At 70.1% G+C, this 26,211-nt stretch carries 23 protein-coding genes; 12 read left to right on the top strand and 11 right to left on the bottom strand.

The window, feature by feature from the left end:
• Positions 1–58: 58 nt before the first annotated feature.
• From ctaC to AC1DYG_RS09115, 6 genes are all read left to right on the top strand, one after another.
• Positions 59–988, top strand: a complete 930-nt coding sequence (gene ctaC, locus AC1DYG_RS09140) for an aa3-type cytochrome oxidase subunit II (protein ID WP_477639551.1) — start codon at positions 59–61, stop codon at positions 986–988.
• On the top strand, positions 988–2,784 hold the full coding sequence (gene ctaD, locus AC1DYG_RS09135) for an aa3-type cytochrome oxidase subunit I (RefSeq protein WP_477639550.1): 1,797 nt from the start codon (positions 988–990) through the stop codon (positions 2,782–2,784). Before ctaC ends, ctaD begins: the two co-directional genes overlap by 1 nt.
• Positions 2,785–2,787: 3 nt before the next feature.
• Positions 2,788–3,189, top strand: coding sequence for a cytochrome c oxidase subunit 4 (locus tag AC1DYG_RS09130; RefSeq protein WP_477639549.1), 402 nt, complete (start codon positions 2,788–2,790; stop codon positions 3,187–3,189).
• Positions 3,190–3,515: 326 nt separating this feature from the next.
• The gene (locus AC1DYG_RS09125) at positions 3,516–4,751 is read left to right on the top strand and encodes a L,D-transpeptidase (RefSeq protein ID WP_477639548.1); all 1,236 of its coding nucleotides are present in this window, start codon (positions 3,516–3,518) and stop codon (positions 4,749–4,751) included.
• Between the two features lie 29 nt (positions 4,752–4,780).
• Complete coding sequence (locus AC1DYG_RS09120; RefSeq protein ID WP_477639547.1) at positions 4,781–5,812, top strand: alkaline phosphatase family protein; 1,032 nt, start codon at positions 4,781–4,783, stop codon at positions 5,810–5,812.
• A gap of 219 nt (positions 5,813–6,031) precedes the next feature.
• Complete coding sequence (locus AC1DYG_RS09115) at positions 6,032–6,838, top strand: DUF6299 family protein (protein ID WP_477639546.1); 807 nt, start codon at positions 6,032–6,034, stop codon at positions 6,836–6,838.
• 77 nt (positions 6,839–6,915) lie between these two features.
• Here the strand turns inward: AC1DYG_RS09115 and AC1DYG_RS09110 are convergent, their stop codons facing one another.
• The 5 genes from AC1DYG_RS09110 to ctaE all read right to left on the bottom strand — a co-directional run bounded on the left by AC1DYG_RS09110 (position 6,916) and on the right by ctaE (position 11,997).
• Positions 6,916–7,257 (bottom strand): metallopeptidase family protein, encoded by a 342-nt coding sequence (locus tag AC1DYG_RS09110; RefSeq protein ID WP_477639641.1) that lies wholly within the window; start codon positions 7,255–7,257, stop codon positions 6,916–6,918.
• 230 nt (positions 7,258–7,487) lie between these two features.
• Positions 7,488–9,254: a cytochrome bc1 complex cytochrome b subunit gene (gene qcrB, locus AC1DYG_RS09105; protein WP_477639545.1), complete on the bottom strand. Its 1,767-nt coding sequence runs from the start codon at positions 9,252–9,254 to the stop codon at positions 7,488–7,490.
• Entirely contained in the window at positions 9,251–10,378 is a 1,128-nt protein-coding gene (qcrA, locus tag AC1DYG_RS09100; RefSeq protein ID WP_477639544.1) for a cytochrome bc1 complex Rieske iron-sulfur subunit, read from the bottom strand. Before qcrA ends, qcrB begins: the two co-directional genes overlap by 4 nt.
• A gap of 94 nt (positions 10,379–10,472) precedes the next feature.
• Positions 10,473–11,258 (bottom strand): cytochrome bc1 complex diheme cytochrome c subunit, encoded by a 786-nt coding sequence (qcrC, locus tag AC1DYG_RS09095; RefSeq protein ID WP_477639543.1) that lies wholly within the window; start codon positions 11,256–11,258, stop codon positions 10,473–10,475.
• 55 nt (positions 11,259–11,313) lie between these two features.
• On the bottom strand, positions 11,314–11,997 hold the full coding sequence (gene ctaE, locus AC1DYG_RS09090) for an aa3-type cytochrome oxidase subunit III (protein WP_477617699.1): 684 nt from the start codon (positions 11,995–11,997) through the stop codon (positions 11,314–11,316).
• A gap of 78 nt (positions 11,998–12,075) precedes the next feature.
• On the opposite strand from ctaE, the gene AC1DYG_RS09085 reads away from it, so the two are divergent.
• Both AC1DYG_RS09085 and trpD read left to right on the top strand, forming a co-directional pair.
• Positions 12,076–12,528: a hypothetical protein gene (locus AC1DYG_RS09085; RefSeq protein ID WP_477639542.1), complete on the top strand. Its 453-nt coding sequence runs from the start codon at positions 12,076–12,078 to the stop codon at positions 12,526–12,528.
• 5 nt (positions 12,529–12,533) lie between these two features.
• Entirely contained in the window at positions 12,534–13,652 is a 1,119-nt protein-coding gene (gene trpD, locus AC1DYG_RS09080) for an anthranilate phosphoribosyltransferase (RefSeq protein WP_477639541.1), read from the top strand.
• 14 nt (positions 13,653–13,666) lie between these two features.
• On the opposite strand, the gene AC1DYG_RS09075 is transcribed toward trpD, so the two are convergent.
• The 4 genes from AC1DYG_RS09075 to AC1DYG_RS09060 all read right to left on the bottom strand — a co-directional run bounded on the left by AC1DYG_RS09075 (position 13,667) and on the right by AC1DYG_RS09060 (position 20,287).
• Positions 13,667–15,073, bottom strand: coding sequence for a pyridoxal phosphate-dependent decarboxylase family protein (locus AC1DYG_RS09075; protein ID WP_477639540.1), 1,407 nt, complete (start codon positions 15,071–15,073; stop codon positions 13,667–13,669).
• Between the two features lie 88 nt (positions 15,074–15,161).
• Positions 15,162–18,056, bottom strand: coding sequence for an SCO7613 C-terminal domain-containing membrane protein (locus tag AC1DYG_RS09070; RefSeq protein WP_477639539.1), 2,895 nt, complete (start codon positions 18,054–18,056; stop codon positions 15,162–15,164).
• Between the two features lie 159 nt (positions 18,057–18,215).
• Positions 18,216–18,500 (bottom strand): Lrp/AsnC family transcriptional regulator, encoded by a 285-nt coding sequence (locus tag AC1DYG_RS09065; protein ID WP_477613225.1) that lies wholly within the window; start codon positions 18,498–18,500, stop codon positions 18,216–18,218.
• 53 nt (positions 18,501–18,553) lie between these two features.
• Positions 18,554–20,287, bottom strand: a complete 1,734-nt coding sequence (locus AC1DYG_RS09060; RefSeq protein ID WP_477639538.1) for a DEDD exonuclease domain-containing protein — start codon at positions 20,285–20,287, stop codon at positions 18,554–18,556.
• A gap of 173 nt (positions 20,288–20,460) precedes the next feature.
• On the opposite strand from AC1DYG_RS09060, the gene AC1DYG_RS09055 reads away from it, so the two are divergent.
• Together AC1DYG_RS09055 and AC1DYG_RS09050 are read left to right on the top strand one after the other, a co-directional pair.
• The gene (locus tag AC1DYG_RS09055) at positions 20,461–20,682 is read left to right on the top strand and encodes a hypothetical protein (RefSeq protein ID WP_477639537.1); all 222 of its coding nucleotides are present in this window, start codon (positions 20,461–20,463) and stop codon (positions 20,680–20,682) included.
• A gap of 20 nt (positions 20,683–20,702) precedes the next feature.
• Positions 20,703–22,043, top strand: coding sequence for a hypothetical protein (locus AC1DYG_RS09050; RefSeq protein WP_477639536.1), 1,341 nt, complete (start codon positions 20,703–20,705; stop codon positions 22,041–22,043).
• Here AC1DYG_RS09050 and AC1DYG_RS09045 read toward each other — a convergent pair.
• Positions 22,016–23,368 (bottom strand): hypothetical protein, encoded by a 1,353-nt coding sequence (locus AC1DYG_RS09045; protein WP_477639535.1) that lies wholly within the window; start codon positions 23,366–23,368, stop codon positions 22,016–22,018. The two genes, AC1DYG_RS09050 and AC1DYG_RS09045, sit on opposite strands and share 28 nt — an antisense overlap.
• 24 nt (positions 23,369–23,392) lie before the next feature.
• Positions 23,393–25,195: an AMP-dependent synthetase/ligase gene (locus tag AC1DYG_RS09040; RefSeq protein ID WP_477639534.1), complete on the bottom strand. Its 1,803-nt coding sequence runs from the start codon at positions 25,193–25,195 to the stop codon at positions 23,393–23,395.
• A gap of 170 nt (positions 25,196–25,365) precedes the next feature.
• On the opposite strand from AC1DYG_RS09040, the gene AC1DYG_RS09035 reads away from it, so the two are divergent.
• Positions 25,366–25,692, top strand: coding sequence for a hypothetical protein (locus AC1DYG_RS09035; RefSeq protein WP_477639533.1), 327 nt, complete (start codon positions 25,366–25,368; stop codon positions 25,690–25,692).
• Positions 25,693–25,754: 62 nt separating this feature from the next.
• Positions 25,755–26,201, top strand: coding sequence for an SRPBCC family protein (locus AC1DYG_RS09030; RefSeq protein WP_477617710.1), 447 nt, complete (start codon positions 25,755–25,757; stop codon positions 26,199–26,201).
• Positions 26,202–26,211: the final 10 nt, after the last annotated feature.

The following is a 26,211-nucleotide window of genomic DNA, read 5'->3' as shown; positions in this document are numbered from 1 at the left end:
TGACGTTAGTCCCACCCTGACCGGACGACACGCACCCGCTGGAGTAGGGTTTGGCGCGATGGCCCATCACTGTCTCGAAGAAGGTGCACCGTTGCGTCAGCACGACGTCTCTGCGCCGCGCCCACACAGGCGGCGGACTGCAAGCAGGAGATCGACCACGGCTCTAGGGCTGTCGCTCGTGGCCCTCACCCTTTCGGGGTGTGCGGGGCGCGTGCAGGACGGTTTCCTCCCGCGTGCGGTGACCGAGGGTGGGGAGCGGGTGACCTCGCTGTGGAACGGCGCCTGGATCGCCGCCCTCCTCGTCGGTGCCCTCGTCTGGGGCCTGATCGGCTGGTGCGTCGTCGCCTATCGCCGCGCGAAGGATGACACCACGCTGCCGGTACAGCTTCGCTACAACGTGCCGATGGAGATCCTCTACACGATCGTCCCGGTGTTCATGATCGCGGTGCTCTTCTACTACACCGCGCGTGACGAGGCCGCCCTGCTCGACACGTCCAAGCACCCCGACGTCGTCGTGAACGTGGTGGGCAAGAAGTGGAGCTGGGACTTCAACTACGTCAACGAGCAGACCTACGAGAGCGGCACGCAGGCCGAGCTCACGGGGGAGCCCGGCACCGAGAAGAACCTGCCGACGCTCTACCTGCCGGTGAACAAGCGCACCGAGTTCGTCCTCACGTCGCGTGACGTCATCCACTCGTTCTGGGTCCCGGCGTTCCTGCAGAAGCTCGACATGATTCCCGGCCGCGTCAACAAGTTCCAGGTCGTCCCGACCGAGATCGGTGACTTCAAGGGCAAGTGCGCGGAGCTGTGCGGTGCCTACCACTCCCAGATGCTGTTCAACGTCAAGGTCGTCGACCAGGCCACCTACGACCAGCACATCGCCGAGCTGAAGTCCCAGGGCAACACCGGCCAGCTCGACAACAGCCTGAACCCCGCGAAGGTCATGGACGAAGACGAACACCTCATCCCGAGTGCAGGGGGCAACTGATGGCAGCGGCAACCGAGTCCACCTCGGCCGGGACCTACTACCGCTCCACCGAGGCCACGGCGACCCGCCGGCTCACCAAGGGCCAGACGGTCGTGAAGTGGGCGTCGACGACCGACCACAAGGTCATCGGCAACCTCTACTTCATCACCTCGTTCCTCTTCTTCATGTTCGGTGGGGTGCTCGCCCTGCTGATCCGCGCGGAGCTCTTCCAGCCCGGGCTGCAGGTCGTGGACAACCCCGACCAGTTCAACCAGCTGTTCACAATGCACGGCACGATCATGCTGCTGCTGTTCGCGACGCCGCTGTTCGCCGGCTTCGCCAACGCGCTCATGCCGATCCAGATCGGCGCGCCCGACGTCGCCTTCCCGCGGCTCAACATGTTCGCCTACTGGCTCTACCTGTTCGGTGGCCTGATCGCGTCCGCCGGCTTCCTCACCCCGTCTGGTGCGGCGTCGTTCGGCTGGTTCGCGTACTCGCCGCTGTCGGACGCGTCCAACACCCCCGGCCTCGGCGGTGACCTGTGGGTCTTCGGTCTCGCCCTCGGTGGTTTCGGCACCATTCTCGGTGCCGTCAACTTCATCACCACGATCATCTGCATGCGCGCTCCGGGCATGACGATGTTCCGGATGCCGATCTTCACCTGGACGATCCTGGTCACCAGCCTGCTCGTGCTGATGGCCTTCCCGGTGCTCGCGTCGGCCCTGCTGGCGCTCGGTGCCGACCGCAAGTTCGGGGCCCAGATCTTCGAGGCCGACAACGGCGGGCCGATGCTGTGGCAACACCTGTTCTGGTTCTTCGGCCACCCCGAGGTCTACATCATCGCGCTGCCGTTCTTCGGCATCATCTCCGAGATCCTGCCGGTGTTCTCGCGCAAGCCGATCTTCGGCTACAAGACGCTGGTCTTCGCGACCATCGGCATCGCGGCCCTCTCGGTCACCGTGTGGGCCCACCACATGTACGCCACCGGCCAGGTGCTGCTGCCGTTCTTCGCGGTGATGACGATGTTGATCGCGGTGCCCACCGGCGTGAAGTTCTTCAACTGGATCGGCACGATGTGGGGCGGCAAGCTGTCCTTCGAGACGCCGATGCTCTGGGCGGTCGGCTTCCTGGTGACCTTCCTGTTCGGTGGCCTGACCGGCATCATCCTGTCCAGCCCCGCCCTCGACTTCCACCTGTCCGACAGCTATTTCGTGGTGGCCCACTTCCACTACGTCGTCTTCGGCACCGTGGTGTTCGCGATGTTCGCGGGCTTCTACTTCTGGTGGCCCAAGTTCACCGGGCGGATGCTCGACGAGACGCTCGGCAAGATCCACTTCTGGATGCTGTTCATCGGCTTCCACACGACCTTCCTGATCCAGCACGTGTTGGGCGTGGACGGTATGCCGCGTCGCTACGCCGACTACCTGCCCGAGGACGGCTTCCAATGGGAGAACCAGGTGTCCACCTTCGGCGCCTTCCTGCTGGCCGCGTCGACGCTGCCGTTCCTCTACAACGTCTGGAAGACCTGGCGCACGGCGCCGCTGGTCGAGACCGACGACCCGTGGGGCTACGGCGCCTCCCTGGAGTGGGCGACGTCCTGCCCGCCGCCGCGTCACAACTTCGACGTGCTCCCGCGGATCCGGTCCGAGCGCCCGGCCTTCGACCTGCACCACCCCGAGGCGGCACCGCTCGGTGGGGTGTACGCCGACCCGGACACGCTGACCCGGATCATGGCCGAGACCCGCACGTCCGAGCACCACGCGACGGGCGAGTACGACGAGCACAAGCACCCCAGGTTCCACGAGGAGCGTGACTGACCCGTGAAGATCGAGTACAAGCTCTTCGTCATCCTGGCTGCCTTCTTCGCCCCCTTGGGGGTCATCTACGGCATCTTCACGCACTGGCGGGAGCCGGTCGGCCCGGCGGGGCTGTTCCTGTCCGCCGGTCTGGGGGCCATGATCGCCTTCTACCTGTGGGCCACGGCCCGGCGCCTGCCGGAGCGGCCCGAGGACAACCCGAGCGGCGAGATCTGGGAGCAAGAGGGTGAGTACGGCTTCTTCAGCCCGCACTCCTGGTGGCCCCTCGCCCTCGCCGGCGCGTCCGCCCTGTGCTTCCTCGGCCTGGCGGTCGGCTGGTGGCTGTTCATCATCGGTGCGGGCTTCGGCGTCGTCGCCCTCGTGGGCTGGACCTTCGAGTACTTCAAGGGCCCGCACGCCGTCTGACGGCGCTCCACGACAGGTCGGCCGGGCGTGCACACCCCTCGGGGTGGAACGTCCGGCCGTTCGTCGTGTCAGGGCATCGACACCGAGCAGGTAGACTGGTGCCAGGTCCGCGCAGGGGCGGGCCTTTTCCGGGGGGCTCGGCTTCCAGGGGGCTTGGCGCGGAATCGTGATCGCCCGGCCAGACACAGCTGCATAGCCAACCAATGAGGGCTGCCCGGCGTCTGCTCGGGTGAAGGGCATCGTCGGCATCGTCCGACCGGTCCAGCCGCACACGAGACAAGTCACGCACAGGGCGCCACGGTGGCGCAGAGCACAGGAGCACACACGTGGTGGGTAGGACACAAAGGTCACGACGACTGGCCACGACCTTGGCCGTTGCCGGGTTGGCAGGCGTGACCGCGCTGGCGGGGTGCTCGGGCAGCGTGGACAGCCCGCCGACCGACAACGTCGCAGCCAGCTCGAGCAGCAGCTCGTCCTCCTCGTCGTCCGCGGCCCCCACGCCCGCCGAGCTCAGCATCAGCCCGGCCCAGGACGCCACCGACGTCCTGCCCACCGAGCCCGTCGTGGTCAAGGCCACCACCGGTTCGCTGGGCGAGGTCGCCGTGACTGACGCCAAGGGACGCACGGTCGAGGGCGCCCTCGGCGCCGACGGCTCCTGGACCTCCAGCGCGCGACTGGCGCCCAGCGCGGCATACACGGTCACCGCGAAGGCGACCGGTCCCGATGGCGCGCCGTCGACGACGACCTCCACGTTCACGACCCTCAAGCCCAAGGTCACGGCCACCTACGGAATCCTCAACGCGGGTGAGACCGTGGGCGTCGGTATGCCGGTGAGCATCCAGTTCGACTCGGCCGTCGCCACCGCGAAGCTCCGCGGTGAGGTCGAGAAGCTCGTCAAGGTCACCACCTCACCCAAGCAGGCAGGGGCCTGGGGCTGGCTGGACAACCGCCAGCTCATGTGGCGCCCCGTGAGCTACTGGAAGCCCGGCACCAAGGTCACCGTCAGTGCTCCGCTCACCGGTGTCCAGACCGGTGACGGCAAGTGGGTCGGCAACGACGACTCCGCCAGCTTCACGATCGGCTCCTCGATGATCTCCACGGTGGACATCAAGCGCCACGTCATGACGGTGACCCGCGGCGGCGCCGTGATCAACACGATCCCGATCAGCGCCGGGCGCCCGGGGCCCCAGACCGAGACGCGTTCCGGCATCAAGGTGATCATCCGCAAGGAGGGCACCGTGGTCATGGACTCCACGACCATCGGGATCAAGAAGGGCGAGCCCGGCTACTACAAGATCACCACCCAGTCAGCCATGCGCGTGACGTGGACGGGGGAGTACCTCCACTCCGCCCCCTGGTCGGTCGGGGCGCAGGGCAGCGCCAACGTCAGCCACGGCTGCGTCAACATGTCCCCTGCGAACGCCGCCTGGATGTACGCCAACTCCAAGGCCGGCGACGTTGTGAAGTTCACCGGCTCGACCCGGCAGTTCCTCCCCTCCGAGGGCATCGGCGTCTGGCAGTACTCGTTCGCCGGGTGGAAGGCGCAGAGCGCCCTCGCCTGAGCTGATCGGGCCAAGGTCTGTCTGAGGGAGTGAGCTCGTTGGGGTCCACGAGGTACCGCAGCCGTCGCCTGCTGGTCCTTGCCGCACTCGGCAGCGCCCTTGCCCTGAGCGGCTGCACGACCACGCCGTCAGGCCCAGGTGCAAACGCGACCGGGTCCGCCACCAGCGCGGGTCCGGGCGCGGTGACGACGACTGCGGGGACGACGACTGCGGGGACGACCGCGGGGACGACCGCGGGGACGACCGCGGGGACGACCACCGCGGGGACCGGCGCGGACGGGGCGGTGGTCACCAAGCTGCTGGTCTTCGTGATGGAGAACCACTCCCTGGCCCAGATGAAGGCCGGCATGCCCTACACCCACGGTTTAGCCAAGACCTATGGCTACGCCACCAGCTACTTCGCCACCCGGCACCCCTCGCTGCCCAACTACCTCGCGATCGCGTCGGGCAGCACCCACGGTGTCACGACGAACGCCGCGCCCCCGGACAACATCGCCGTCCGCGGTCCGTCGGTCTTCGGCGCCGCCATCGCGGCCGGCCGGACGGCAGGGGTGTATGCCGACGCGATGCCGCGGGCCTGCTCGCTGACTCCCTCAGGCCGGTACGCCGTCAAGCACAACCCGTGGCCGTACTTCGTCGACGAGCGCGCCCTGTGCCGCCAGCACGACCTGCCGGTCGCCGCGCTCGGGAAGGACATCGTCGCCGGGACCCTGCCCAACGCCGGCATGGTCATCCCTGATCTGTGTCACGACGCCCATGACTGCAGCCTGGCGACAGCCGACGGCTGGTTCAAAGGGTGGATGACCAAGATCCAGGCGGCTCCGGACTGGCGATCGGGGCGTCTGCTGGTCGTGCTCACCGCCGACGAGGACGACAAGTCTGCCGGCAACAGGGTGCTCACCGTCGTGTTACACCCCAGCCAGCACGGCACCGTGGTTTCGAGCCGATTCGACCACTACTCGCTCACCCGCCTCTATGCCGAGGTGACCGAGACGACGCCGCTGGGGCGCGGCGCGAAGGCCGCGTCCATGGCGAAGGCTTTCGACCTGCCACTGCCCTGATGCTGGTTCGGTCTCGGGGCTGGTTCGGTCTCGGAGCAGACGTCGGGGGCAGCAACGTCGGGGAGCTGTCGGGGAGGCCACGATGGCAAAGGCTTGGTCGACCTCGAGCAAATTCTTGGTCAGGCCTGCAACCCCGTCACCCTGTGGGGGAGTCAGTCCTGGTGTGACCATCCACTGGGGCATGGTCCATCACACAGCTGGGGGATCCACATGTTGTTGATGTCTCGCTCCGTCCTGTCCGCGGCCGTCGCACTGCTCATGGTGCCTGCGCTCGCCTCCGCCGCCAACGCGGCACCCGCCCCGAACGACACCGCCGCCACGGCGACCGTCGTCTCGGCCCTGCCCAGCACCATCGAGCAGGACACCACCGGCGCCACGACCGATGCCACCGACGCTGCACTGAACGCGCAGTGTGGGGCACCGTTCACCAACGCCAGCGTGTGGTTCCGCTACACCGCTGTGAGTGACGGTGGAGTCATCGCCGACATGTCCGCCTCGAGCTACTCAGGTGGCTTCATCGTGACCGAGGGCGACCCCTCGGCCGGCAACCTCGTGGCGTGCGGCCCGACCACGGTCGGCTTCGGGACCACTGCCGGGCAGACCTACTACGTGGTCGCCTTCAGCGACACGACCGCCCAGGGCGGCCACCTCGTGGTGACCTTCGACAACGCCCCTCCGCCGCCGGAGGCGACCGTCACGGTCAACCCGCGGGCCATCGCCAACAAGGACGGCTCGGCCACCCTGAGCGGGACCTACTCCTGCACCAACGCCGATGACTTCTTCAGCGACATCGACGGCACCCTCACGCAGCAGGTCGGCCGCGTGAAGATCACCGGCTTCTTCTTCGTCAACCCCATCCAGTGTGACGGGGCAACCCACGCCTGGTCCGGCACGGTCTTCAGCGACAACGGCGTCTTCAAGGGAGGCAAGGGCGCGAGCGTGACCTTCGCCTTCGCCTGTGGCGTCTTCGAGTGCGCGGTCGGCTACGTGGAGCAGACGGTCCAGCTCAGCGGAGCGAGGAAGTAGCAGCAACGCACCGCCGGTGCCGTGTCCCGTGACCGGGGCACGGCACCGCTGCGTCGTGGGGTTGCGCGTGGTGGGGCTCAGCCCCATCCGAGGTCGTGCAGCCGGGAGTCCTCGATCCCGAAGTGGTGCGCGATCTCGTGCACCACGGTCACGGCGATCTCCTCGAGGAGGTCCTCCCGGTCCTCGCACATCCGGGTCAGCGGGCCGCGGAAGATCGTGATCCGGTCGGGCAGCGCCCCAGCCCAGCCGTCACCACGTTCGGTGATGGGAGTGCCGTCATAGACGCCCAGCAGGTCGGGGTCGTCAGGTGGGGGCTCGTCCTCGACGAAGAAGACGACGTTGTCCAGCAGCCGCATCAGCTCGGGCGGCACGGCGTCGAGGGCGTCACCCACCGCCTCCTCGAACTCGGCTGCGTCCATCTCGACCACGGGGCCAGCCTGTCACGCGACGCACCCAGCGCCGAAGCGCCCCCATTCGCCGTGCCCCAGACGACGTGCCCCAGACGACGTGCCCCAGACGACGTGCCCCAGACGACGGTATGCCGCCCGCTCCCGGCCCCMCGCGTTGCGTGGGTGGTGAGCGGGCGGCATACCGGCTGGGTGTGGCTCTGCGAGGCTCTGTGCGCCCTTGGTGGGTCTTGTGACCGGCCTCAGGGGCGCTTCGGGGGCTCCCTGCGTGAGCTCTCGAGCGCCGGTCGCGACTCGTCGCTGCTCGGGGCAGCCTCGATCGCCTCGTGGCCGTGGCCGTCGTGGTGTGCCGCGGCCAGCTCGGCCGGGGTCACCGGGTTGATGGTGTCGCTGAAGTAGAACCGCGACAGCGCCGAGCGGGCCTTGTCCTTGCGGGCCGTCGGGGAGGCGACACCGTGGCCGTCGGTGCCGGACTCGAGCAGCAGGACCTCGTGGTCCTCGTGCTGGACCAGGTTCCATCGGGTGAACTCGTCGAGCGGCTCGTGCTGCTCGAAGAACTTCCCGTCGGCGGTGCGCACGATGCGGCCGGTCTCGCGGCCGTGCAGGACCAGGTCGCGGTCCTTGCGCTGCAGCGACAGGCAGATGCGCTTGGTGACCCAGAAGACGATCGGTGGCGCGATGAAGAAGGCCGCCCTCAGGATGTGGGTGATGTCGTTGATCGACAGGTGCAGCTTGATCGCCATCAGGTCGTTGCCGGCGGCGAACATGAGCACGCCGTAGGCCGTCAGCGCGGCCATGCCCAGGCCCGTGCGGGTGGGGTTGTTGCGCGGCCGGTCGAGCAGGTGGTGCTCGCGGTTGTCGCCGGTGACCCACCGCTCGAGGAACGGGTAGGCCCCCATCAGGCCGTACATGACGGGGATCAGGAGGATGGCGCCGATCATCACGTTGAACGAGAACGTGAAGCCGAAGGCGGTGAACTCCAGCCACCCGGGCAGCAGGCGGAGTGCGCCGTCGGCGAAGCCCATGTACCAGTCGGGTTGGGACCCCGCCGTCACGGGCGAGGGATCGTAGGGACCGTATGCCCAGATCGGGTTGATGGTGACCAGACCCGAGATCAGCGAGATGACACCGAAGACGATGAAGAAGAAGCCACCGGCCTTCGCGGCATACACCGGCATGACCGGGAAGCCGACGACGTTGTCGTTGGTGCGCCCCGGCCCGGGGAACTGGGTGTGCTTGTGCACGAACACCAGACCGATGTGGGCGGTGAACAGCCCGACCAGGATCGCGGGCAGCAGCAGGACGTGGATAGAGAACAGGCGGGGGATGATGGCCTCGCCGGGGAACGGGCCGTCGAACAACGCGAACGACAGGTAGGACCCGAGCACCGGGACCGAACGCATGAAGCCCTCTGCGGCGCGAAGGCCGGTGCCGGAGAGCAGGTCGTCCGGCAGGGAGTAGCCGGCGAAGCCCTCGACCAGGGCCAGCATCGACAGGATGCAGCCGATCACCCAGTTGATCTCACGCGGCTTGCGGAACGCGCCCGTGAAGAACACGCGCAGCATGTGGACCGACAGCGCGACGATGAACATCAGCGCGGCCCAGTGGTGGATCTGGCGGATCAGCAGGCCACCGCGGATGTCGAAGGAGATGTCGACCGTCGAGCGGAACGCCTCGGACATCGTGATGCCACGCAGCGGGATGTAGGAACCGTCGTAGACGACCTGGCCGGCGCTGGGGACGAACCAGAACGTGAGGAAGGTGCCCGAGAGCAGGCAGATGATCATGGAGTACATGGCGACTTCGCCGAGCATGAAGGACCAGTGCTCGGGGAACACCTTCTTCATGAGGTAGCCGACCGGCTTGGCCGCTCCCGTGCGGTCGTCGAGCCAGCCCGCCACGCCCCCGACAGCCTTCAGGCCCGGGTTGGTGGGCGCCTCGGGCTCGGCGTCGTCCTGGCGCAGGCGGCCGATCGGGTCGTCGCGAGTGGCGGTGCGGTCGGTGCTCATGCGGAACCACGCTCCCAGAAGCTCGGACCGACGGCCTCGCGGAACGGGGCGTCGGCGATCAGGTAACCCTGCGCGTCAACGGTGATCTTCAGCTGGGGCAAGGGGCGCTTGGCCGGCCCGAAGATCACCTTGCAGTCCTGCGTCACGTCGAACGTCGACTGGTGGCAAGGACAGAGCAGGTGGTGCGTCTGCTGCTCGTAGAGACCGACCGGGCAACCGACGTGGGTGCAGATCTTGGAGTAGGCGACGATGCCCTCGTGGCCCCAGTCGCGCTCCTTCTGGGGCTTGATGTCCTCGGGGTTGAGGCGCAGCAGCAGCACGGCTGCCTTGGCCTTGTCCTCGAGCACGTGCTCGGAGTCCTTGATCGACTCGGGCAGGACGTGGAAGACCGAACCGATCGTGACCTGGTCGGCCCGGATCGGGGTGCGCTCGGGGTCGCGGACCAGGCGGTCGCCCTTCTTCCACATCGTGGTGGAGAGCTGGTCCTTCGGCAGGGGACCGAGGCCACCCACCAGCGGCAGCAGGATCGCCAGCGGCGGCAGCGCGAGGGCGCCGAGAAGCGAGAACTTGATGAGCGGACGTCGGCCGAGCTGCGCCTTGTCGCCACCGTCCGTGAGCCCGGTGACCACGCGCTTGCGGTCCTCGTCCTTGGCCCGCAGGGGGTGGCGCTCCTCGACGGACTCGGCGTCGGGCATCAGGGTCTTGGCCCAGTGCACCGCCCCGACCCCGCAACCGAGGAGGGCCAGCGCCATCGTCACGCCGAGGGCGACGTTGTAGATGCTGGCGTTGCCGATGCCGGGGATGAATCCCGACTGCTCGGGGTCGATCGCGAAGTAGGCGACGATGAACAGCACCGTGCCCAGGCTCGAGAGTCCGAAGAGGGCTGCGACCTGCTTCTCGGCCCGCTTGGCGGACTTCTCGTCGAGGTCGGCCATCCGCGGGGCGTGCGGCGGCAGGCCGGGGTTCTGGAAGCGCGCCGGAAGTCCGCCGGTGCCCTCGACATGGCCCTGGTCCAGCCGGACCGCGGTGGAGCCGTAGCCGTCGCTGTGGCCGTCGCTCTGGCCGGCCCTGTGGCCGTCGCTCGTGCCGACGACCGCGCCGTGCGGCGTGTCGTGTTCGCTCATCGTGTCGTCGATCCTGTCGAGTCGCGGTGGTCAGTTCCAGTGTCGCCCCGGGTGCTGGTCTGGACCAGTGGGTGTGACCGAGCCATCAGGGCCATCAGGCGGCCTTCCTGCCGAGCCAGACGGCGAAGCCGACCATGATGCCCAGCCCGAAGATCCAGACGAACAGCCCCTCGGACACGGGGCCGAGGTTGCCCAGGGCCATCCCGCCGACGTTCTCCTGCTCGTCGACCGCGTGGAGGTAGGCCACGATGTCGTTCTTGGACTCGGCGGAGATGTTGTCGTCGCTGAAGACCGGCATGGACTGGGGCCCGGTGACCATGGCTTCGTAGATGTGCTTGCCCTCGACGTCGCGCAGGCTCGGGGCGTACTTGCCCCGGGTCAGGGCGCCGCCGGATCCGGCGAAGTTGTGGCACATCGCGCAGTTGACCCGGAAGAGCTCGGCGCCGAGGGCGACATCGCCGCCTTCGCCGCTGGTGTACTCAGCGTCAGGGACGGCGGGTCCGGGGGCCAGCGACGCGATGTAGGCGGCGACCGAGGAGATCTGCTCCTGGGAGAACCGGACCTGCTCCGCGCGGGGAGCCTGGATGTTCGGGGCAGCCATCGGCATCCGGCCGGTGCCCATCTGGAAGTCCACGGCAGCGGCGCCGACGCCCGGAAGGGCGGGACCGGCCTTGGTGCCCTGGGCCTGCAGCCCGTGGCAGGTCGCACAGTTGGCGAGGAAGAGCTTCTTGCCCTCTTCGACGCTGCCGGCGGCCGCGGTGGCGGCGTCGGCCTGCTTGGGGGCGAAGGCGGAGTAGGCGACTCCGGTGAGGATCAGGCCCAGGAGCAAGAGCAGGGCGATCGCGGCCGGGTGACGACGGCGGGCGGCCAAGGCGTTCACAGTGCGGTCCTGTCGATGGAGGCGGGCAGGGCGGGCTGGGAGGTCATCGTGCCGGTCACTTCAGCAGGTAGATCGTCGCGAACAGGGCGATCCACACCACGTCGACGAAGTGCCAGTAGTAGGAGGTCACGACGGCGCCGGCAGCCTGCGCGTGGCTGTAGTGCCGGGTCGTGAAGGTGCGGCCGATGATCAGCAGGAAGGCCAGCAGGCCACCGGTGACGTGCAGCGCGTGGAAACCGGTCGTGAGGTAGAAGACCGAGCCGTACGCGGTGGAGGAGAGGGAGATGCCCTCGTGGACCAGCTCGGAGTACTCCAGCACCTGACCGGAGACGAAGACCGCGCCGAAGATGTAGGTGAGGACGTACCACTCACGCATGCCCCAGCTCGGGACGGCGAGGAGGCTGGCGTCGCCGCGGTGCGGCTTGCCGTGCTCGGCCGCGTGGACGCCGAGCTGGCACCACACCGAGGAGACGACGAGGACGATCGTGTTGATCGTCGCGAACGGCACGTTGAGGACGCCGGTCGACTCCTTCCACAGCTCCGGCTCGACCGAGCGGATGGTGAAGTACATCGCGAACAGGCCCGCGAAGAACATCAGCTCGCTGGAGAGCCAGACGATGGTGCCCACCGACACCATGTTGGGTCGGGACACCGGCCCGTGGCCGGGGATGCTGCCGGCCGAGCGGGCGGGTTCAGAGGTCACTGGAGATGCGGTCGCCACGTGCGCCAGATTAGCCATATTCGCAGCGCGGCACACCGTCGACCCCCCGATGGGTGCGTGGGCGTGCCGAAACGCCGCACCGGTAGCATCTGCGACATGACCGCTTCGCATGCGACCGCCGCCGACGCACCGACCTCGTCGGGGTCCTCGGCCCGCCAGATCTCGGTGCTGTTGTACAGCGACGACAAGACCACACGCGACGCCGTGCGGGTCACGGTGGGACGTCGTCCGGCACGTGACGTCGAGGTCGTGTCGTGGCGTGAGTGCGCGACCGCGGCAGCAGTGGTCGAAGCCGTCGAGAACGCCCGCTTCGACGTCCTCATCCTCGACGGCGAGGCTGCGCCGATGGGTGGCCTGGGCCTGTGCCGCCAGCTCAAGAGCGAGATCTTCGAGTGCCCGCCCGTCCTGGTCCTCACCGGACGACCGCAGGACGGCTGGCTCGCGACGTGGTCCCTTGCCGACCAGGCGGTCCCGCACCCGCTCGACCCGATTGCCCTGGCCTCCGCCGTGGCCGAGCTGGGTCGCGGCGCTCGCCCCGGCGCCTCCTGATCGGCATGAGCGCCCCGGAGCCGGCTGGTCCCACCTGGCCGGACCTGCTCACCCTGCTGATCGCGCGGAACCACCTCTCCACCGACCAGGCCGCTTGGGCGATGGACCAGATCATGAGCGGCGAGGCCTCGCCGGTCCAGGTGGCCGGTTTCCTCGTCGCGCTGCGCGCCAAGGGCGAGAGCGTCGAGGAGCTGCGTGGCCTGGCCGACGTCATGCTGGCGCATGCCAACCGCATCGAGGTCCCGGGTCCGAGCCTGGACATCGTGGGCACCGGCGCCGACCGGTCCAACACCGTCAACATCTCGACGATGGCCTCGATCATCATCGCGGCCAGTGGGATCCGGGTGGTCAAGCACGGCAACCGGGCCGCGTCGTCGGCCTCCGGTTCGGCGGACGTCCTCGAGGCCCTCGGCGTCAACCTCACCCTGAGCCCGCAGCGCGTGGCCGAGGTGGCGTCGGAGGCCGGGATCACCTTCTGCTTCGCCCAAGCGTTCCACCCCGCGATGCGACACGCCGCCGTGGCGCGCAGCGGGCTGGGTGTGGGCACGGCGTTCAACGTCCTCGGGCCGCTCACCAACCCCGCACAGCCCACGTATGCCGTGGTCGGGGTCGCCGACCAACGAGTGGCGCCGCTCATGGCTGGCGTGTTCGCCGGACGTGGCAAGGATGCCGTTGTCTTCCGAGGCGACGACGGCCTCGACGAGCTGACCCTGAGCACCACGTCGACGGTGTGGTGGGTGCACGAGGGCGAGGTCACCCAGCGCACCTTCGACCCCGCGCAGGTCGGTCTCCAGCGACAGCCGGTCGAGGCGCTGCGGGGTGCCGACGCGGCGCACAACGCCCAGGTGGCGCGAGACCTGTTCGCCGGGCAGCGCGGGGCGGTGCGTGACGCGGTCGTGCTCAACGCCGGGATGGCGCTGGCGCTGGCCGCACCGGATCTCGTGAGTGCCGACAGCACGTCGGGCGGTGCGGGCGCACGGATCGAGCACGCGGCGTCCGATGAGTCCTTCGCTGCGGCTGTGCGGGCCGGCATGGACCGGGCCGCGGCTGCCCTGGACTCCGGGGCTGCTGCCGCCCAGCTGGACCGATGGGCCGCGGCGACGCAACGCACCGGGTCCGGCTAGGCCAACGAGTCCGGCTAGCCCAGCTGCTCCGACTGGTCCGGCTCCACCTCGGTCGCCGCCACCCGCAGGATGGCTGCGACCGACTGGTCCACGTCCGCTTCGGTCGTGGACCAGTTCGACACCGAGACCCGCATCAGGCGACGGCCCCGCCAGGTCGTGCCACCGAGCCAGCAGGTCCCGTCACGCTGTACCCCGTCGATGATCCTGTCGGTGCGCGCGTCGCTGCCGAAGCTGACGAGGACCTGGTTGAGGACGACGTCGTTGACCACCACGGCGCCGCCCGCCTCGAGCCCGTCCGCGAACCGCCGGGCCAGCGCGCAGCACCTGTCGACGAGGTCGGCGACGCCGTCACGGCCCAGCTCGCGCAGGGCAGCCCAGACGGCGAATCCCCTTGCCCTTCGTGATGATTCGGGGACAAGGTCGCCCAACGCGGGCGTCGGACCACCCTGCCCGGTGAGGTATGCCGCGGTGTAGGACAGTGCCGCGGCGTGCACCCGGGGATGGGCACAGATGGCGAATCCGCAGTCGTAGGGCACGTTGAGCCACTTGTGGCCGTCGCAGGACCACGAGTCGGCGAGGTCGATCCCGTCCACGAGGTGCGCCTTGCCGGGCGAGGCGCCGGCCCAGAGGCCGAAGGCCCCGTCGACATGCACCCAGGCCCCGTGTCGCCGGGCCACCTCACAGGCGGCCCGGAGGTCGTCGCAGGCGCCGGTGTTGACGTTGCCGGCCTGCACGCAGACGATCGTCGGTCCGGGCCCGCCTCGACCAAGGACAGTCGCGAGGTCGTCGACATCGATGGCGCCGTTGTCCCCGGCGGCCACCTCCTCGACGACCGCGGTGCCGAACCCGAGCAGCCGCAGCGCCCGGTCGATCGTCGCGTGACGCTCGGCGCCGGCGACCACTCGCACGACCGGGGCGCCACCCAGCCCGTCGCGCCCGACGTCCCACCCCACCGCGGCGAGGACGTGCTGACGAGCGGTGGCCAGGCAGACGGTGTTGGCTCCCTGGGCTCCGGTGACGAACCCGACGGAGGCGTCGGCGGGCAGGCCCATCAGGGCCTTCAGCCAGCCACCCGCGACCTCCTCGGCGACGGCGGCGGCGGGGGAGAGGACGGCGTTGAAGGCGCACTGGTCCCACCCGAGAGCCACCATGTCGGCCGCAGTGGCCGAAGGCAGCGCGCCGCCGATGACGAAGCCGAAGAACCGCGGTCCCGGCGTGGCGACCAGCCCCGGCGTGAAGGCCGTGACCAGCTCGTCGAGCACCTCGCCCGCCGGAGTGGGTGCATCGCGCAGCACCGTGTCCACCTCGAGTCGCAGGGTCGCAGCATCGACTGCTGAGGCCACCGGGGCCACGGGCATTCCCGACCGGTGGCGTCCCGCCACCTGGGCGGCCCGCTCGAAGAGGAGGGTCAGATCTTCCATGCGGCGAAGGTACGCCGACTCCTGCCACGGCAGCCTCCGCCGTCGGGGTGAGGAGCTCCTGCCGTCGTCCCCCCGATGACCTGCTGACCTAGGACATTCCGGCCAGCCAGCTCACCGCGTGTCGGGCATCGGCCCGGCGCTGCTCGTACCGCGCACCGATCGCCAACAGCGCGACACCGAGGATGCCCAGGGTGAGGTAGCGCGGCAGCTGGACCGCATAGGGGCCGAGCTGGGTGAGCGCGATGACGATGGCTGCCGCCGCACCCAGGACGACCGATGCCTGCCACCGGCGCAGCGCGCCGGCAACGAGGACCAGCACCGCCGCAGTGACCGTGACCAGCGGGCGCAGGACCCCGTCGTCGACCGTGGTGAACAGTGCGGAGGGGAGCAGCGCCACCGCCAGGCCTGGTCCGGCGGTCAACCACGAGTGGTCGCCTAGCTCGCGATGCGACCACAGCCCGGCGGCGAGCAGTAGGGCGGCCAGCGGCAGCGTCCAGGCCTCGAGCGTCGTCACCGTTGCGTGGTCGAGCTCGAGCCAGACTGCCGACGTCAGCGCCACCACCGCCAGGGTGACCACCGCGCGGCGGTGCGGCAGGGCGGCATACCCGATGGCGACGAGCCCGTAGGCCGCGGCGGCGGCTGCGGCCGCGTGCGGCCAGGAGCGGTCGACGGCGACCACGATGGTGGTGAGGGCGACGAGGCAGGCGAGGGCACCGAAGACGATTTCCTCGAGACGGCGGCGTCGCCACAGGGCCAGGGCGACGAGGACCAGAGCGGCGGCCACGAGCACGGTCCACTGGGTGCGGCTGCCGACCAGCCCGCCGGTCAGCCACAGTGCCCAGGCTGCTGCCACGGCACTGACACCTGCGGCGACCGGGCGAAGGAGAGGCCGCAGCACAGCGGTTGCCGCCGCGGTCAGGGCGATGGCCACGAGGAGGGTGATCACCACACCGTCACCGAGTTCGCTCGTCAGGGCGCCCAGCAGCGCGCCGAACAGGGTGAGGTGGCCGACGGCGGCCAACGGTGCCTCTTCGGGCTGTGATCGCCGGGCCAGGGATCCGGCGACGAGGGCAGCTCCCGCCGCCGCGGCGGCCAGCAACTCGACGTCGACGGAGGTGATGGACCCGGTGAGGGTGGCGGCTGCGACCGCGGCGACGGCGCCCACAGCCGACGCCGGCACCCGCCAGCCCGGCCGCAGCACGGCGGTCGCCGCCGCGGTCAGCGCGATGGCCACGAGGAGGGTGATCACCACACGGTCACCGAGCTCGCTCCCCAGGGCGCCCAGCAGCGCACCGAACAGGGTGAGGTGGCCGACGGCGGCCAACGGTGCCTCTTCGGGTTCTGATCGCCGGGCCAAGGATCCGGCGACGAGGGCAGCTCCCGCCGCGGCGGCAGCCAGCACCTCGACGTCGAGGGAGGCGATGGACCCGGTGAGGGCGACGGCTGCGACCGCGAAGACTGCGCCGACTGCCGTCGCAGGCACCCGCCAGCCGGGACGGTGCACGGCAGCCGTCGCGGCAGCCAGGGCAACGCCGGTGAGGGCGACGATCGTTGCGGGACGCGAGTCGTGGACGATCGCGACCACCACCAGAACCGCAAGGGCCAGGCCGGTCTGGGCCTCGCACCAGGCCGTGCCCAGCGACGTCGTGCGGACGCGAGCAGCCGCGAGAACGGTGGCGAGCACCGCGGTGAGCAGGGCCAGCACCGCGGTCCAGAGGGCACCAACCTGCAGGGCCAGGCACAGGACAGCCGTCGGGACCGCCGCGGAGGCGACGAGGGCGACGACGCCGAGGGCTCGCCAGTCGCCGGACAGAGGACGCGTGACCCAGTCGGCTCGGACCGCGGCGCGGCTGCCGAGGCGGGTCGCCTGCACGGCGACGACCCGCCGGATCGTCAGGGCGCCTGCGACAGCCAGAGTGGCCAGGAGGACGACGCAGGCCGCGCCGTCGAAGGTCATCGAGCCGACCCCACCACCGGAGGGGGTGTCCAGGGCATCGGCTGAGGCCGTGGCCGCGCCGACTGCGGCCGCGGCGAACGAGAGCGCCGCCCACCCGGCGGCGGGGCCGGTGGCGGCGCGGCGGGTCAAGCCGAAGGAGGTCGGCACCACGAGGTGCACGATGCCGAAGAGCACGGCACCGAGGAGGGAGAGGGCGGCACCTGCGGCAGGGGTCGAGGCGTAGCCGACGATCCCTGCCCAGCCGATCGAGGCTGCAGTCAACGACAGCACGGCGAAGCCGGCGATCCGCCGGTCGTAGCGGTGCAGGGCGGCGAGGGCCAGAGCTGCGAGGAGGCCGGTGACGGCGGTGTAGGTGCGTCCGTCGACGGCATCGAGGTTGGCCAGCCCGAAACGTCGCGCGGCACTGATGTCGAGGATGAGCAGGCCGCCGGCGACGAGGGCGAGGGCTTCGGCGCTGCTGGGCAGCCGGCGGCGCGAGAGCTGGAGCGAGGCCACGGTCGCGGCGGCGGTGAAGCCACCCATCACCAGCATCTGACCCGTGCGGCCAATGATGAACCAGGCGATGGCCAGGGCGATCGACGCCGCGACCAGGACGAGCAGGACACCTACTGCCAGCAGGGTCTGCTGGGTGGTCCAGCTCCGGCGCGGGGGCGAGGCAGGCGTCGGCAGGGGGCGGGATGCCGCGGACGAATCGGCCAGGACGACGTCCGACGGCGACTCCGGCGACAAGTCCGAAGCCAACTCCCAGGGCAGCTCCGAGGGCGACTGCGTCACGGATTCCGCGGTCGCGCTCGCGGCCACCGCCGTCGACGCGGGCGCGGGCGTGGGGGCTGGCGTGAGGGCGTTCGTCGTCGCGCGCAGGGATGCGAGCAGGAGGGCGCGTTCGCGCCGGAGGGCGGCAAGGCTCTGGTCGACCTGCCACAGCCGCACGGCGTCGGGGCCGGTGAGCGACAGGTGGCAGCTCGGGCACGAGGTCGGCGCCTCGGGCAGGGACCGGCCACACGCGGGGCAGGGGATCGTCGACATCGGTCCTCCGGGAGATCCGGGCGCGGGTGCACCCTCTGACCCGAGTGTGGAGGGTCGGCCACGGCCGCGGAAGGGGCGTTGCTACTCATATCGGCCCGGTGGCCGAGGGAGCGTTGGAGGCGAAATGACGCCCGGAGGAGGAGGCGCGGACGCCGGTGCTCAGTCGCCGTCGAGGCCGAGGCTGAAGGCCGCCTCGAGGTCGTGCTTGGAGTAGGTGCGGAACGCGATGTGCGTGTTGGTCCCGATGACGCCCTGCACCTTGTTGAGCCGGTCGGCGATGACGTCGTTGAGCTGCTCGTGCTCCTTGACCCGGATCATCGCGATCAGGTCGGCGTCACCGGCGACCGAGTAGACCTCGGACACGCCTTCGAGCTCGGCGATGGCCTGCGCCACCTCCGGGATGCGGTCGACTTCGGCGTTGATGAGCACGATGGCGGAGATCACCTCCCCAATGTATCGGTCCGGGCTCGACGAGAGCAGCGCACTCGCCCGGCGCGTCAGGAGGCCGCGACGAAGCCGGAGACCGCGTGGCGTGCGACCACCTGTGGCTCGAGCTCGGCGCGTGCGCCACCCGCACCGCCGACCGGGCAGGTCCACTCGCCATCGAGGTCGACGATGCGCACACCGGACGACTCCAGCCAGCGCAGGATCTTCTCGGTCTCCTCGGGCGTGGCCGCCGGGGCCGGCCAGTGGGCGGGCAGCACGACCTCGGCACTGTCGCGCACCGCATCGACGTAGGGCATCGGGTCAGCGCCTCGTGGCGAGATGGTGCTGGCGGCGAGGCGGCCGTGCCGGACGACCACGATCTCCCAGCCGCCCGCCGCGGCAGGCCGGGCAGCGATGATCTCGGGACTGGCCGCCAAAGGCGCGATCCGCTGGGCCCGGGCCATGCCGCGCACCAGGGCGAGCATGCGGTCGCGCAGGGTGCCCGCGTCCTCGAACCGCTCCTGGTCGGCGAGCGAGCCCATCCGGGTGCGCAGCGCGGTCACCACCCCGCGAGAGTCGCCGGCCAGGGCATGGACGGCCTCCTGCACCACCGCGGCATATTCCTGGACGCTCTGGGCCCCGGTGCAGGGGGCGCCGCAGCGGCCCATGTCGGCGAGGGCGCACGACCCGACGCGGCGGGTGGGGGACAGCCGCTGCACGCACTGGCGCAGCGGGATGACCTCGTGGACCGCCGCGACGGCAGCCTCGGCCGACCCCCGGCTGCCGAACGGGCCGATGTAACGGGCGCCGTCACCGCGGACCTCGCGCACGATCGACAACCGGGGGAAGGCCTCGACGGTGAGCTTGACCCAGGTGGCCCGCTCGGGACTCTTGGAGCGGCGGTTGTAGCGCGGCTTGTGCTGGGCGATGAGGCGCAGCTCGCGGACCTCGGCCTCGAGGGTGGTGGCGCAGACGATCGGGGTGACCGACTCGGCGAGCCGCACCATCTCGGCCATGCGGGTGCGCTGCTCGGAGGCTGTGAAGTAGCTGCGGACGCGGGTGCGGATGTTGATCGAGGTGCCGACGTAGAGGACCCGACCGTCGCTGTCCTTGAACAGGTAGACACCGGGCTCGCCCGGCAGTCCGTCGGCCAGCCACCGCTTGCGTCGCTGGGCGGGGCTGACCCGCGACGTGTAGCTCGCGAGCTCCTCGAAGGTGTGCACACCGAGACTGCCCACCCGGCCGATGAGGGCGTGCAGGACGTCGACGGTGGCCTGCGCGTCGTGCAGGGCGCGGTGGTCGGGCGTGGTCGTCGCGCCGAACAGGGCGGCCAGCGTGGACAGCTTGTGGTTGCGCGCCTCGTCACGGCTGACCAGCTGGCGGGCGAGGTGGACGGTGTCGAGCACCGCGTGCCGCGGCCAGTCGATGCCCTGGTCGCGGGCAGCCATCTTGAGGAACCCGACGTCGAACCCGGCGTTGTGGGCCACGAGCACCGCGCCCTGGGCGAACTCGAGGAAGGCGGGCAGCGCGGACTCGATGCGTGGCGCGTCGGCCACCATCGAGGTCGTGATGCCGGTGAGGGACTGGATGAACGGCGGGATCGGCAGGTGTGGGTTGACCAGCGTCTGGAACTCGCCCAGCACCTCGCCACCGCGCACCTTCACCGCGCCGATCTCGGTGATCGCCGAGTCGGCCGGGCTGCCACCGGTGGTCTCGAGGTCGACGACGACGAACGTGACATCGGCCAGTGCCGTGCCCAGGTCGTCGAAGGTGCCTTGCACCATCTGGTCGTCGGCCATCTGCATGGACCCGACGGTAGGCCGGTGGTGTGACAGCCCGTGGCAGGCGCGCCCTCGCCACGACCTCTGGTATGCCGGGTCGCCGGCGTTGTCAGTGCCCTCACCTAGCGTCGTCGACAGGTGACACGACAGCAGTCCCAGACGGACAGAGTCCCACGACAGAGAGCGAGGTGGTCGCGATGATCATCGAATGCCAGAGCTGCCCGGTGCGCGACCTGCACTGCGCCGACTGCATGGTGACAGCCATGCTGGTGCCGCAGGGCGCGCAGCTGCCCCTCGACGCCGCCGAGCGCGCGGCCGTCGCCCGATTCGCCGACGCCGGGCTGGTGAGCGCCCACGAGGCCATCTCGGCCAGCGCCCGCCGTGAGCCGTGGGCCGCCCACATCCGCGCCGTCGGCTGATCGCTCCCTACGATGGCTGGATGAGCCGGCCCACCCCGTCCCGTGCCGGTCGCCCGCGCCGCGCGACKGCCGGCGCGGGACTCATCGCGCTGGTCGTCTCCCTGCTGGTCGGCTGCTCGCCCAGCGAGCCGCCGCCCGTCCGCCCGTCGACGACTTCGCAGGCTTCCCAGCAGAACGCACCCGAGCCCTCTGTCGCCCGGGAGGACGCCCTGGGCGTCCTGCTCGCCCAGCGGGCTGCAGCCGTCCGGGCCCACGATCGATCGGCGTTCGCTGCCACCCTGGACGACCCGACCTCGGGGTTCGGGCTGCGCCAGCTCGCGCAGTACGCCGCCTTGGCGCAGCTTCCGCTGAGCACTTTCAGCTATGGCACGCCCGAGCCCGCACCTGCGCTGAGCGCCGAGCGGGTGGCCCAGATCGGTCCCGACGCCTGGGTCTCCCGGGTGGCAGGCCGCTACGGCCTCGCCGGATTCGACACGGCGACCCGGGAGTTCGAGTCGTACTTCACCGTCGTGCGGCGAGGGGATGCCTGGCGGCTGGCTGACGACACCGACGGCGGCACCCAGGTGCAGGTGTGGGACCTTCCGAAGTTCACGGTGGTGCGCAGCGCGACCACCTTGGTCGTCGGCTCGGGCCCGCCGAGTCGGCTGCGTCCCTACCTCGCACTGGGCAACCTCGCCGTCAAGCGGGTCGACGCCGTCTGGACGCCACCGTGGACCAGGCGCCTGGTCCTCGTGGTTCCCGGAACTGCCGCGCAGATGGCCGAGCAGGTCGGTCAGGACAAGGACCAGGTCGCGCAGGTCGCAGCCGTCACGGACGGCCCGTTCGACCCCCAGGGCCGGGCCGGCGCCGATCGGGTGGTGGTCAACCCGAGTGCCTTCGCCCGCCTCGTGCCTCGCGGCAAGCAGGTCGTCGTGACCCACGAGGCGACCCACGTCGCCATCCGCGCCTCGACCAACCGTCCGGTGCCGCTCTGGTTGTCCGAGGGCATGGCCGACTTCGTCGGCTACCGCGACAGCGGTGCGACACGCACCCAGGTGGCGGCCGCGCTGCTCGCCCGGGTCCGCGCCGGCACGGGACCCAAGGCACTGCCGTCGGCAGCCGACTTCGACCCCTCCCGGACGACCATCGCGCCGAGCTACAACGCGGCGTGGCTGGCGGTCACCCGCATCGTCGACCGCCACGGCACGGCGGCGCTGGTCCGCTTCTACCTCGCCGCGGCCACGAAGCCCGACCCCGCGTCCAGCACCAGTGGCGACCCCGACGCGAACGTCGCCACAGCCTTTGCGACCGTGCTGCGCACCTCTCAGGCGGCGTTCACCAAGGAGTGGCTGGCCTACCTGAGGTCCCTGGCCAACGCCTGACCCGGCTGAGGGAGGGCCAGCGACGCGACGACGAGGGCGCCGACGAGCCAGAACTGGTTGTAGAAGGCCTGCTTGTTGACGAGGTTGGCCACCAACAGCACCAGGGCCAGCCAGCGAAGCACGTCGGCCAGGAGGGGCTGGCGCCGCCACACCGTCCAACAGACGGCAGCGAGGGTGCCGAGCACGGCCACCCCGGTCACGGCGAACGGCAGCGTCACGCCAAAGGTGTTGAGTGCCAACAGGTACAGCGTGTTGGCGAACTTGATGGGGTGGAAGCCCACCAGCAGGCTGATCGTGTCGTGGACGAAGTCGGGCGGACTCGCGAGGAACCACGGGGCGATGAGGACGCCGGTCAGCGCACCGGTCGCGATGGAGCGGCGCCAGCCGAACGGGCGCCACAGCAGCAGGACGGGCAGCACCAGGGCGAGGTGCTGCTTGCTGGCGCACGCCAACGCCAGTGGGATGACGGCCCACCAGGCCCGGTCGCGCTGGACCAGGACGGCCCACCAGACGATTCCGGCGAGCAGCAGCGGCTCGGTCCAGGACTGGTCGAGCTGGGTGAGGGTGCCCGGCGCGAACACCAGCAGCGCCGTCACCGTCGCGGCGGTCCAGACCCACCCCCGCCCAGCGTCGGAGCCGGGATGCCGCGGGGCCGCCCCGCGCGCGAGCAGCCAGACACCGGCCACCGCCACGAGCGTCCAGAACGCGAGCGCCCACCGGACGTCACCGAAGAGCCAGCGTGCCGGCGCGAGCAGCACGGTGGTCCACGGGAGGTAGGGAAAAGCGTCCTTGACGCCGGGGGAGCCGGTCCAGGTCATGGCGTAGAAGTTCTCCCCGCGGCCGAGGGCGTCCGCCGCCTGCTGGAGGACGACCCAGACGTCGATCCGTGGCCGCGGCGAGGAGATGACGGCGGTCGCCGCGCACGCGGCATACCCCGTGACGGCGACGACGCCGGCGGCCCACGGGGCGCGAGGACCGTTGGTGCACAACAGGACCGCGGCCGCCAGCGGTGCGACGACGAGCAGCGTGGTGGCCAGCGCGAGCCCGGTCGGTGCGAGATAGCTGAAGAGCGGGACGGCCAGCGTGGCCAGCGCCGAACCGGCCAGCATGACGGCTACGGCCGGACGGGTCAGCCGGATCCGCCAGCCGGCCCACTGCCACAGGGCAAGTGCCACGGTGGCCGCCGTCAAGGTGGCCACGATGGGGATGCGGTAGCGCACCACGCTCCACTGCAGGGCGGTGAAGAACAGCAGCCACCCCAGGGCGAACGCCAACGAGGACACCGCCACGGTCCGAGTGGACGATCCGTGGCGGTGTCGGGGCATGGCTAGACCCTAAGGGTCGCCCGGCTACTCCTTGCCGCCACCGGCGTAGAGGGACTCCACCTGGTCGTGGAAGTCCTTCATGACGATGTTGCGCTTGAGCTTCAGGCTCGGCGTGAGGTAACCGTTCTCCTCGGTGAAGTCACCGGGAAGGACGGCGAACTTGCGGATCGACTCGGCCTTGGAGACCGACTTGTTGGCGTCGTCGACGGCCTTCTGGAGCTCGGCGAGCACGGTTTCGTCGGTGCGGGCCTGGTCGAAGGTCACACCCGTGAGCCCGTTGTTCTTGGCCCAGCCGGGGTACATCTCCTCGTCGAGGGTCAGCAGGGCGCCGATGAACGGCTTCTGGTCGCCGACGACGATGCACTGGGAGATGAGGGGGTGGGCACGCAACCGGTCCTCGAGGGCGGCCGGCGCGACGTTCTTGCCACCGGCGGTGACGAGCAGCTCCTTCTTGCGGCCGGTGATCTTGAGGTAGCCGTCCTCGTCGAGCTCGCCGATGTCGCCGGTGTGGAACCAGCCGTCGAGCACCGCGCCCGAGGTCGCCTCGGCGTTGTTGTGGTAGGCCGCGAAGACGTTGTTGCCCTGGATGAGGATCTCGCCGTCGTCGGCGATCCGGATGCCCACGCCGGGCAGCGGGGCGCCGACGGTGCCGATCTTGACCCGGTCGGGCACGTTGACCGTGGCGGGCGCGGTGGTCTCGGTGAGGCCGTAGCCCTCGAGGACGGTGACACCGATGCCGCGGAAGAAGTGACCGAGGCGGGTGCCCAGCGGGGCGCCGCCGGACACGGCATACATGACCTGACCGCCCATGGCGGCACGGAGCTTGGCGTAGACGAGCTTGTCGAACAGGGTGTGGCGCACCTTGAGCCCGAGGCCGGCGCCGCCGGTGTCCTGCGCGGTGGACCAGGCAATCGCGGTGTCGGCGGCGGTCGCGAAGATCTTGCCCTTGCCCTCGGCGGTCGCCTTGGCCTCGGCGGAGTTGTAGATCTTCTCGAAGACGCGGGGGACCGACAGGATGAAGGTCGGCTTGAACTCCGCGAAGTCGGCGAGGAGGTTCTTGATGTCGGCGCTGTGCCCCATCTTGGCCTCGCCCGTGACGCACAGGACCTGGATGAACCGCGCGAAGACGTGCGCCAGCGGCAGGAAGAGGAGCGTCGAGGCGCCCTCGGCCTTGACGACCGACGTGAGCTTGGTGATGGCGTTCTCGGACAGCGCCAGGAAGTTGTCGTGGGTGAGCTGCACGCCCTTGGGCCGACCGGTCGTGCCCGACGTGTAGATGATCGTCGCGATGCTGGCGCGGTTCAGGCTGCCGTGGGCGGCCTCGAGGTCAGCGTCGGACACCTCGGCGCCGGCGGCCTTGAGCTCGGCGATGGCCCCGGCGTCGACCTGCCAGGCGTGCGCGAGACCGGGCACCTGCGCACGGACCTCGTCGAGGGTGGCTGCGTGGGCGGGCGTCTCTAGCATGATGCCCTTGGCGCCGGAGTCGGTGAGGATCCAGCTGACCTGCTCGGCGGAGGAGGTCTCGTAGATCGGGACCGTGACGGCGCCAGCGGTCCAGATCGCGAAGTCCGTGAGGGTCCACTCGTAGCGGGTCTTGCACATGATCGCCACGCGGTCGCCGGGCGCGATCCCCGAAGCGATCAGGCCCTTGGCCACCGCCTGGACGTCCTGGTCGAACTCGGCCGCGGTCACGTCGATCCAGCGGGTGCCCTCCTTGCGCGAGAACGCGACCCGCGACGGGTTCGAGGCGGCGTTGCGCGCCGGAAGATCGGCAAGACTCCCCTCGGTGGTCGGCGGCACGAGGGGCGGTGCGACGTGTTCCTGCACTATGTCTCCTTCGACGACGGCAGCAGTGCCTCCGTGACAGCTGTGCCTCAGTGCTGCACAGACTACCCGTGGGTAGGTGCACCGGGGGAGGGCGTTGCGTTGAAGGCTCCGTCACATCGCGGCCTGAGGTGCGAAACACTGGGCGGGTGAGGGACCGCAGGATCGACATCGTGGACGAGACCTTCATCCGGGCTGCGCCCCAGGTCGTCCGGGCAAGCCTCGACGAGGAGGCCTGGACCGCCCAGATCTGGCCACACCTGACCCGGGCCGTCATCAGGGACCGTGGCCTGAAGGGGGTGCGCTGGAGCGTGACCGGACAGGTCGTCGGCGAGATGGAGGTCTGGCTCGAACCGTTCCGAGACGGCGTGGTGGTGCACCACTACGTCCGCGGCACTCGCGGGCCGCGTGCACCGCGCGACGTGGCCACCCGGCATACCTTGCGGTGGAAGCGCGCCGTGCACGACCTCAAGGACCGCCTCGAGGGCGCTCGCCCTTGACCGTGGTGGTCGCCGGGAGCCGCGGTCGTCGTGGAAAGGCCCGGCGCTGTAGCCTTCCGCGCATGGCCGACCGCACCGAATCCAGCATCGACATCGACGCCAAGCCGGGTGAGGTCCTGGACGTCATCGCCGACTTCGAGAGCTATCCGCAGTGGGCGACGGAGGTCAAGAACGTCACCATCCTCACCGAGGAGGGCGACGGGTGGGCCGACCAGGTGCAGTTCACCCTGGACGCCGGGGCGATCAAGGACACGTACACCCTCGACTACGAGTGGGACGTCGCCAAGAACGGCACCGGCGTCGTGTCCTGGAGCCTGGTCGAGGCAACGGTCCTGAAGGCCATGAACGGCTCGTACACGTTGGCAGCCAAGGGCAAGGACGCCACGACGGTGACCTACCGGCTCGCGGTCGACGTCAAGATCCCGATGCTCGGCATGCTCAAGCGCAAGGCCGAGAAGGTCATCATCGACACGGCGCTGAAGTCGCTGAAGAAGCGGGTGGAGGCTTGAGGCAGGTCGT

Source organism: Pedococcus sp. P1_H8, assembly GCF_056405175.1.
This window is presented reverse-complemented; position numbering and strand designations above follow the sequence as displayed.

Excerpts from the sequence above, each read along its gene's own strand:
- ctaC (WP_477639551.1), top strand. The coding sequence starts at position 59 with ATGGCCCATCACTGTCTCGAAGAAGGTGCACCGTTGCGTCAGCACGAC.
- ctaD (WP_477639550.1), top strand. The coding sequence starts at position 988 with ATGGCAGCGGCAACCGAGTCCACCTCGGCCGGGACCTACTACCGCTCC.
- AC1DYG_RS09115 (WP_477639546.1), top strand. The coding sequence starts at position 6,032 with ATGTCTCGCTCCGTCCTGTCCGCGGCCGTCGCACTGCTCATGGTGCCT.
- AC1DYG_RS09110 (WP_477639641.1), bottom strand. The coding sequence starts at position 7,257 with ATGGACGCAGCCGAGTTCGAGGAGGCGGTGGGTGACGCCCTCGACGCC.
- qcrB (WP_477639545.1), bottom strand. The coding sequence starts at position 9,254 with ATGAGCACCGACCGCACCGCCACTCGCGACGACCCGATCGGCCGCCTG.
- qcrA (WP_477639544.1), bottom strand. The coding sequence starts at position 10,378 with ATGAGCGAACACGACACGCCGCACGGCGCGGTCGTCGGCACGAGCGAC.
- ctaE (WP_477617699.1), bottom strand. The coding sequence starts at position 11,997 with ATGGCTAATCTGGCGCACGTGGCGACCGCATCTCCAGTGACCTCTGAA.
- AC1DYG_RS09085 (WP_477639542.1), top strand. The coding sequence starts at position 12,076 with ATGACCGCTTCGCATGCGACCGCCGCCGACGCACCGACCTCGTCGGGG.
- trpD (WP_477639541.1), top strand. The coding sequence starts at position 12,534 with ATGAGCGCCCCGGAGCCGGCTGGTCCCACCTGGCCGGACCTGCTCACC.
- AC1DYG_RS09075 (WP_477639540.1), bottom strand. The coding sequence starts at position 15,073 with ATGGAAGATCTGACCCTCCTCTTCGAGCGGGCCGCCCAGGTGGCGGGA.
- AC1DYG_RS09070 (WP_477639539.1), bottom strand. The coding sequence starts at position 18,056 with ATGTCGACGATCCCCTGCCCCGCGTGTGGCCGGTCCCTGCCCGAGGCG.
- AC1DYG_RS09060 (WP_477639538.1), bottom strand. The coding sequence starts at position 20,287 with ATGCAGATGGCCGACGACCAGATGGTGCAAGGCACCTTCGACGACCTG.
- AC1DYG_RS09055 (WP_477639537.1), top strand. The coding sequence starts at position 20,461 with ATGATCATCGAATGCCAGAGCTGCCCGGTGCGCGACCTGCACTGCGCC.
- AC1DYG_RS09045 (WP_477639535.1), bottom strand. The coding sequence starts at position 23,368 with ATGCCCCGACACCGCCACGGATCGTCCACTCGGACCGTGGCGGTGTCC.
- AC1DYG_RS09030 (WP_477617710.1), top strand. The coding sequence starts at position 25,755 with ATGGCCGACCGCACCGAATCCAGCATCGACATCGACGCCAAGCCGGGT.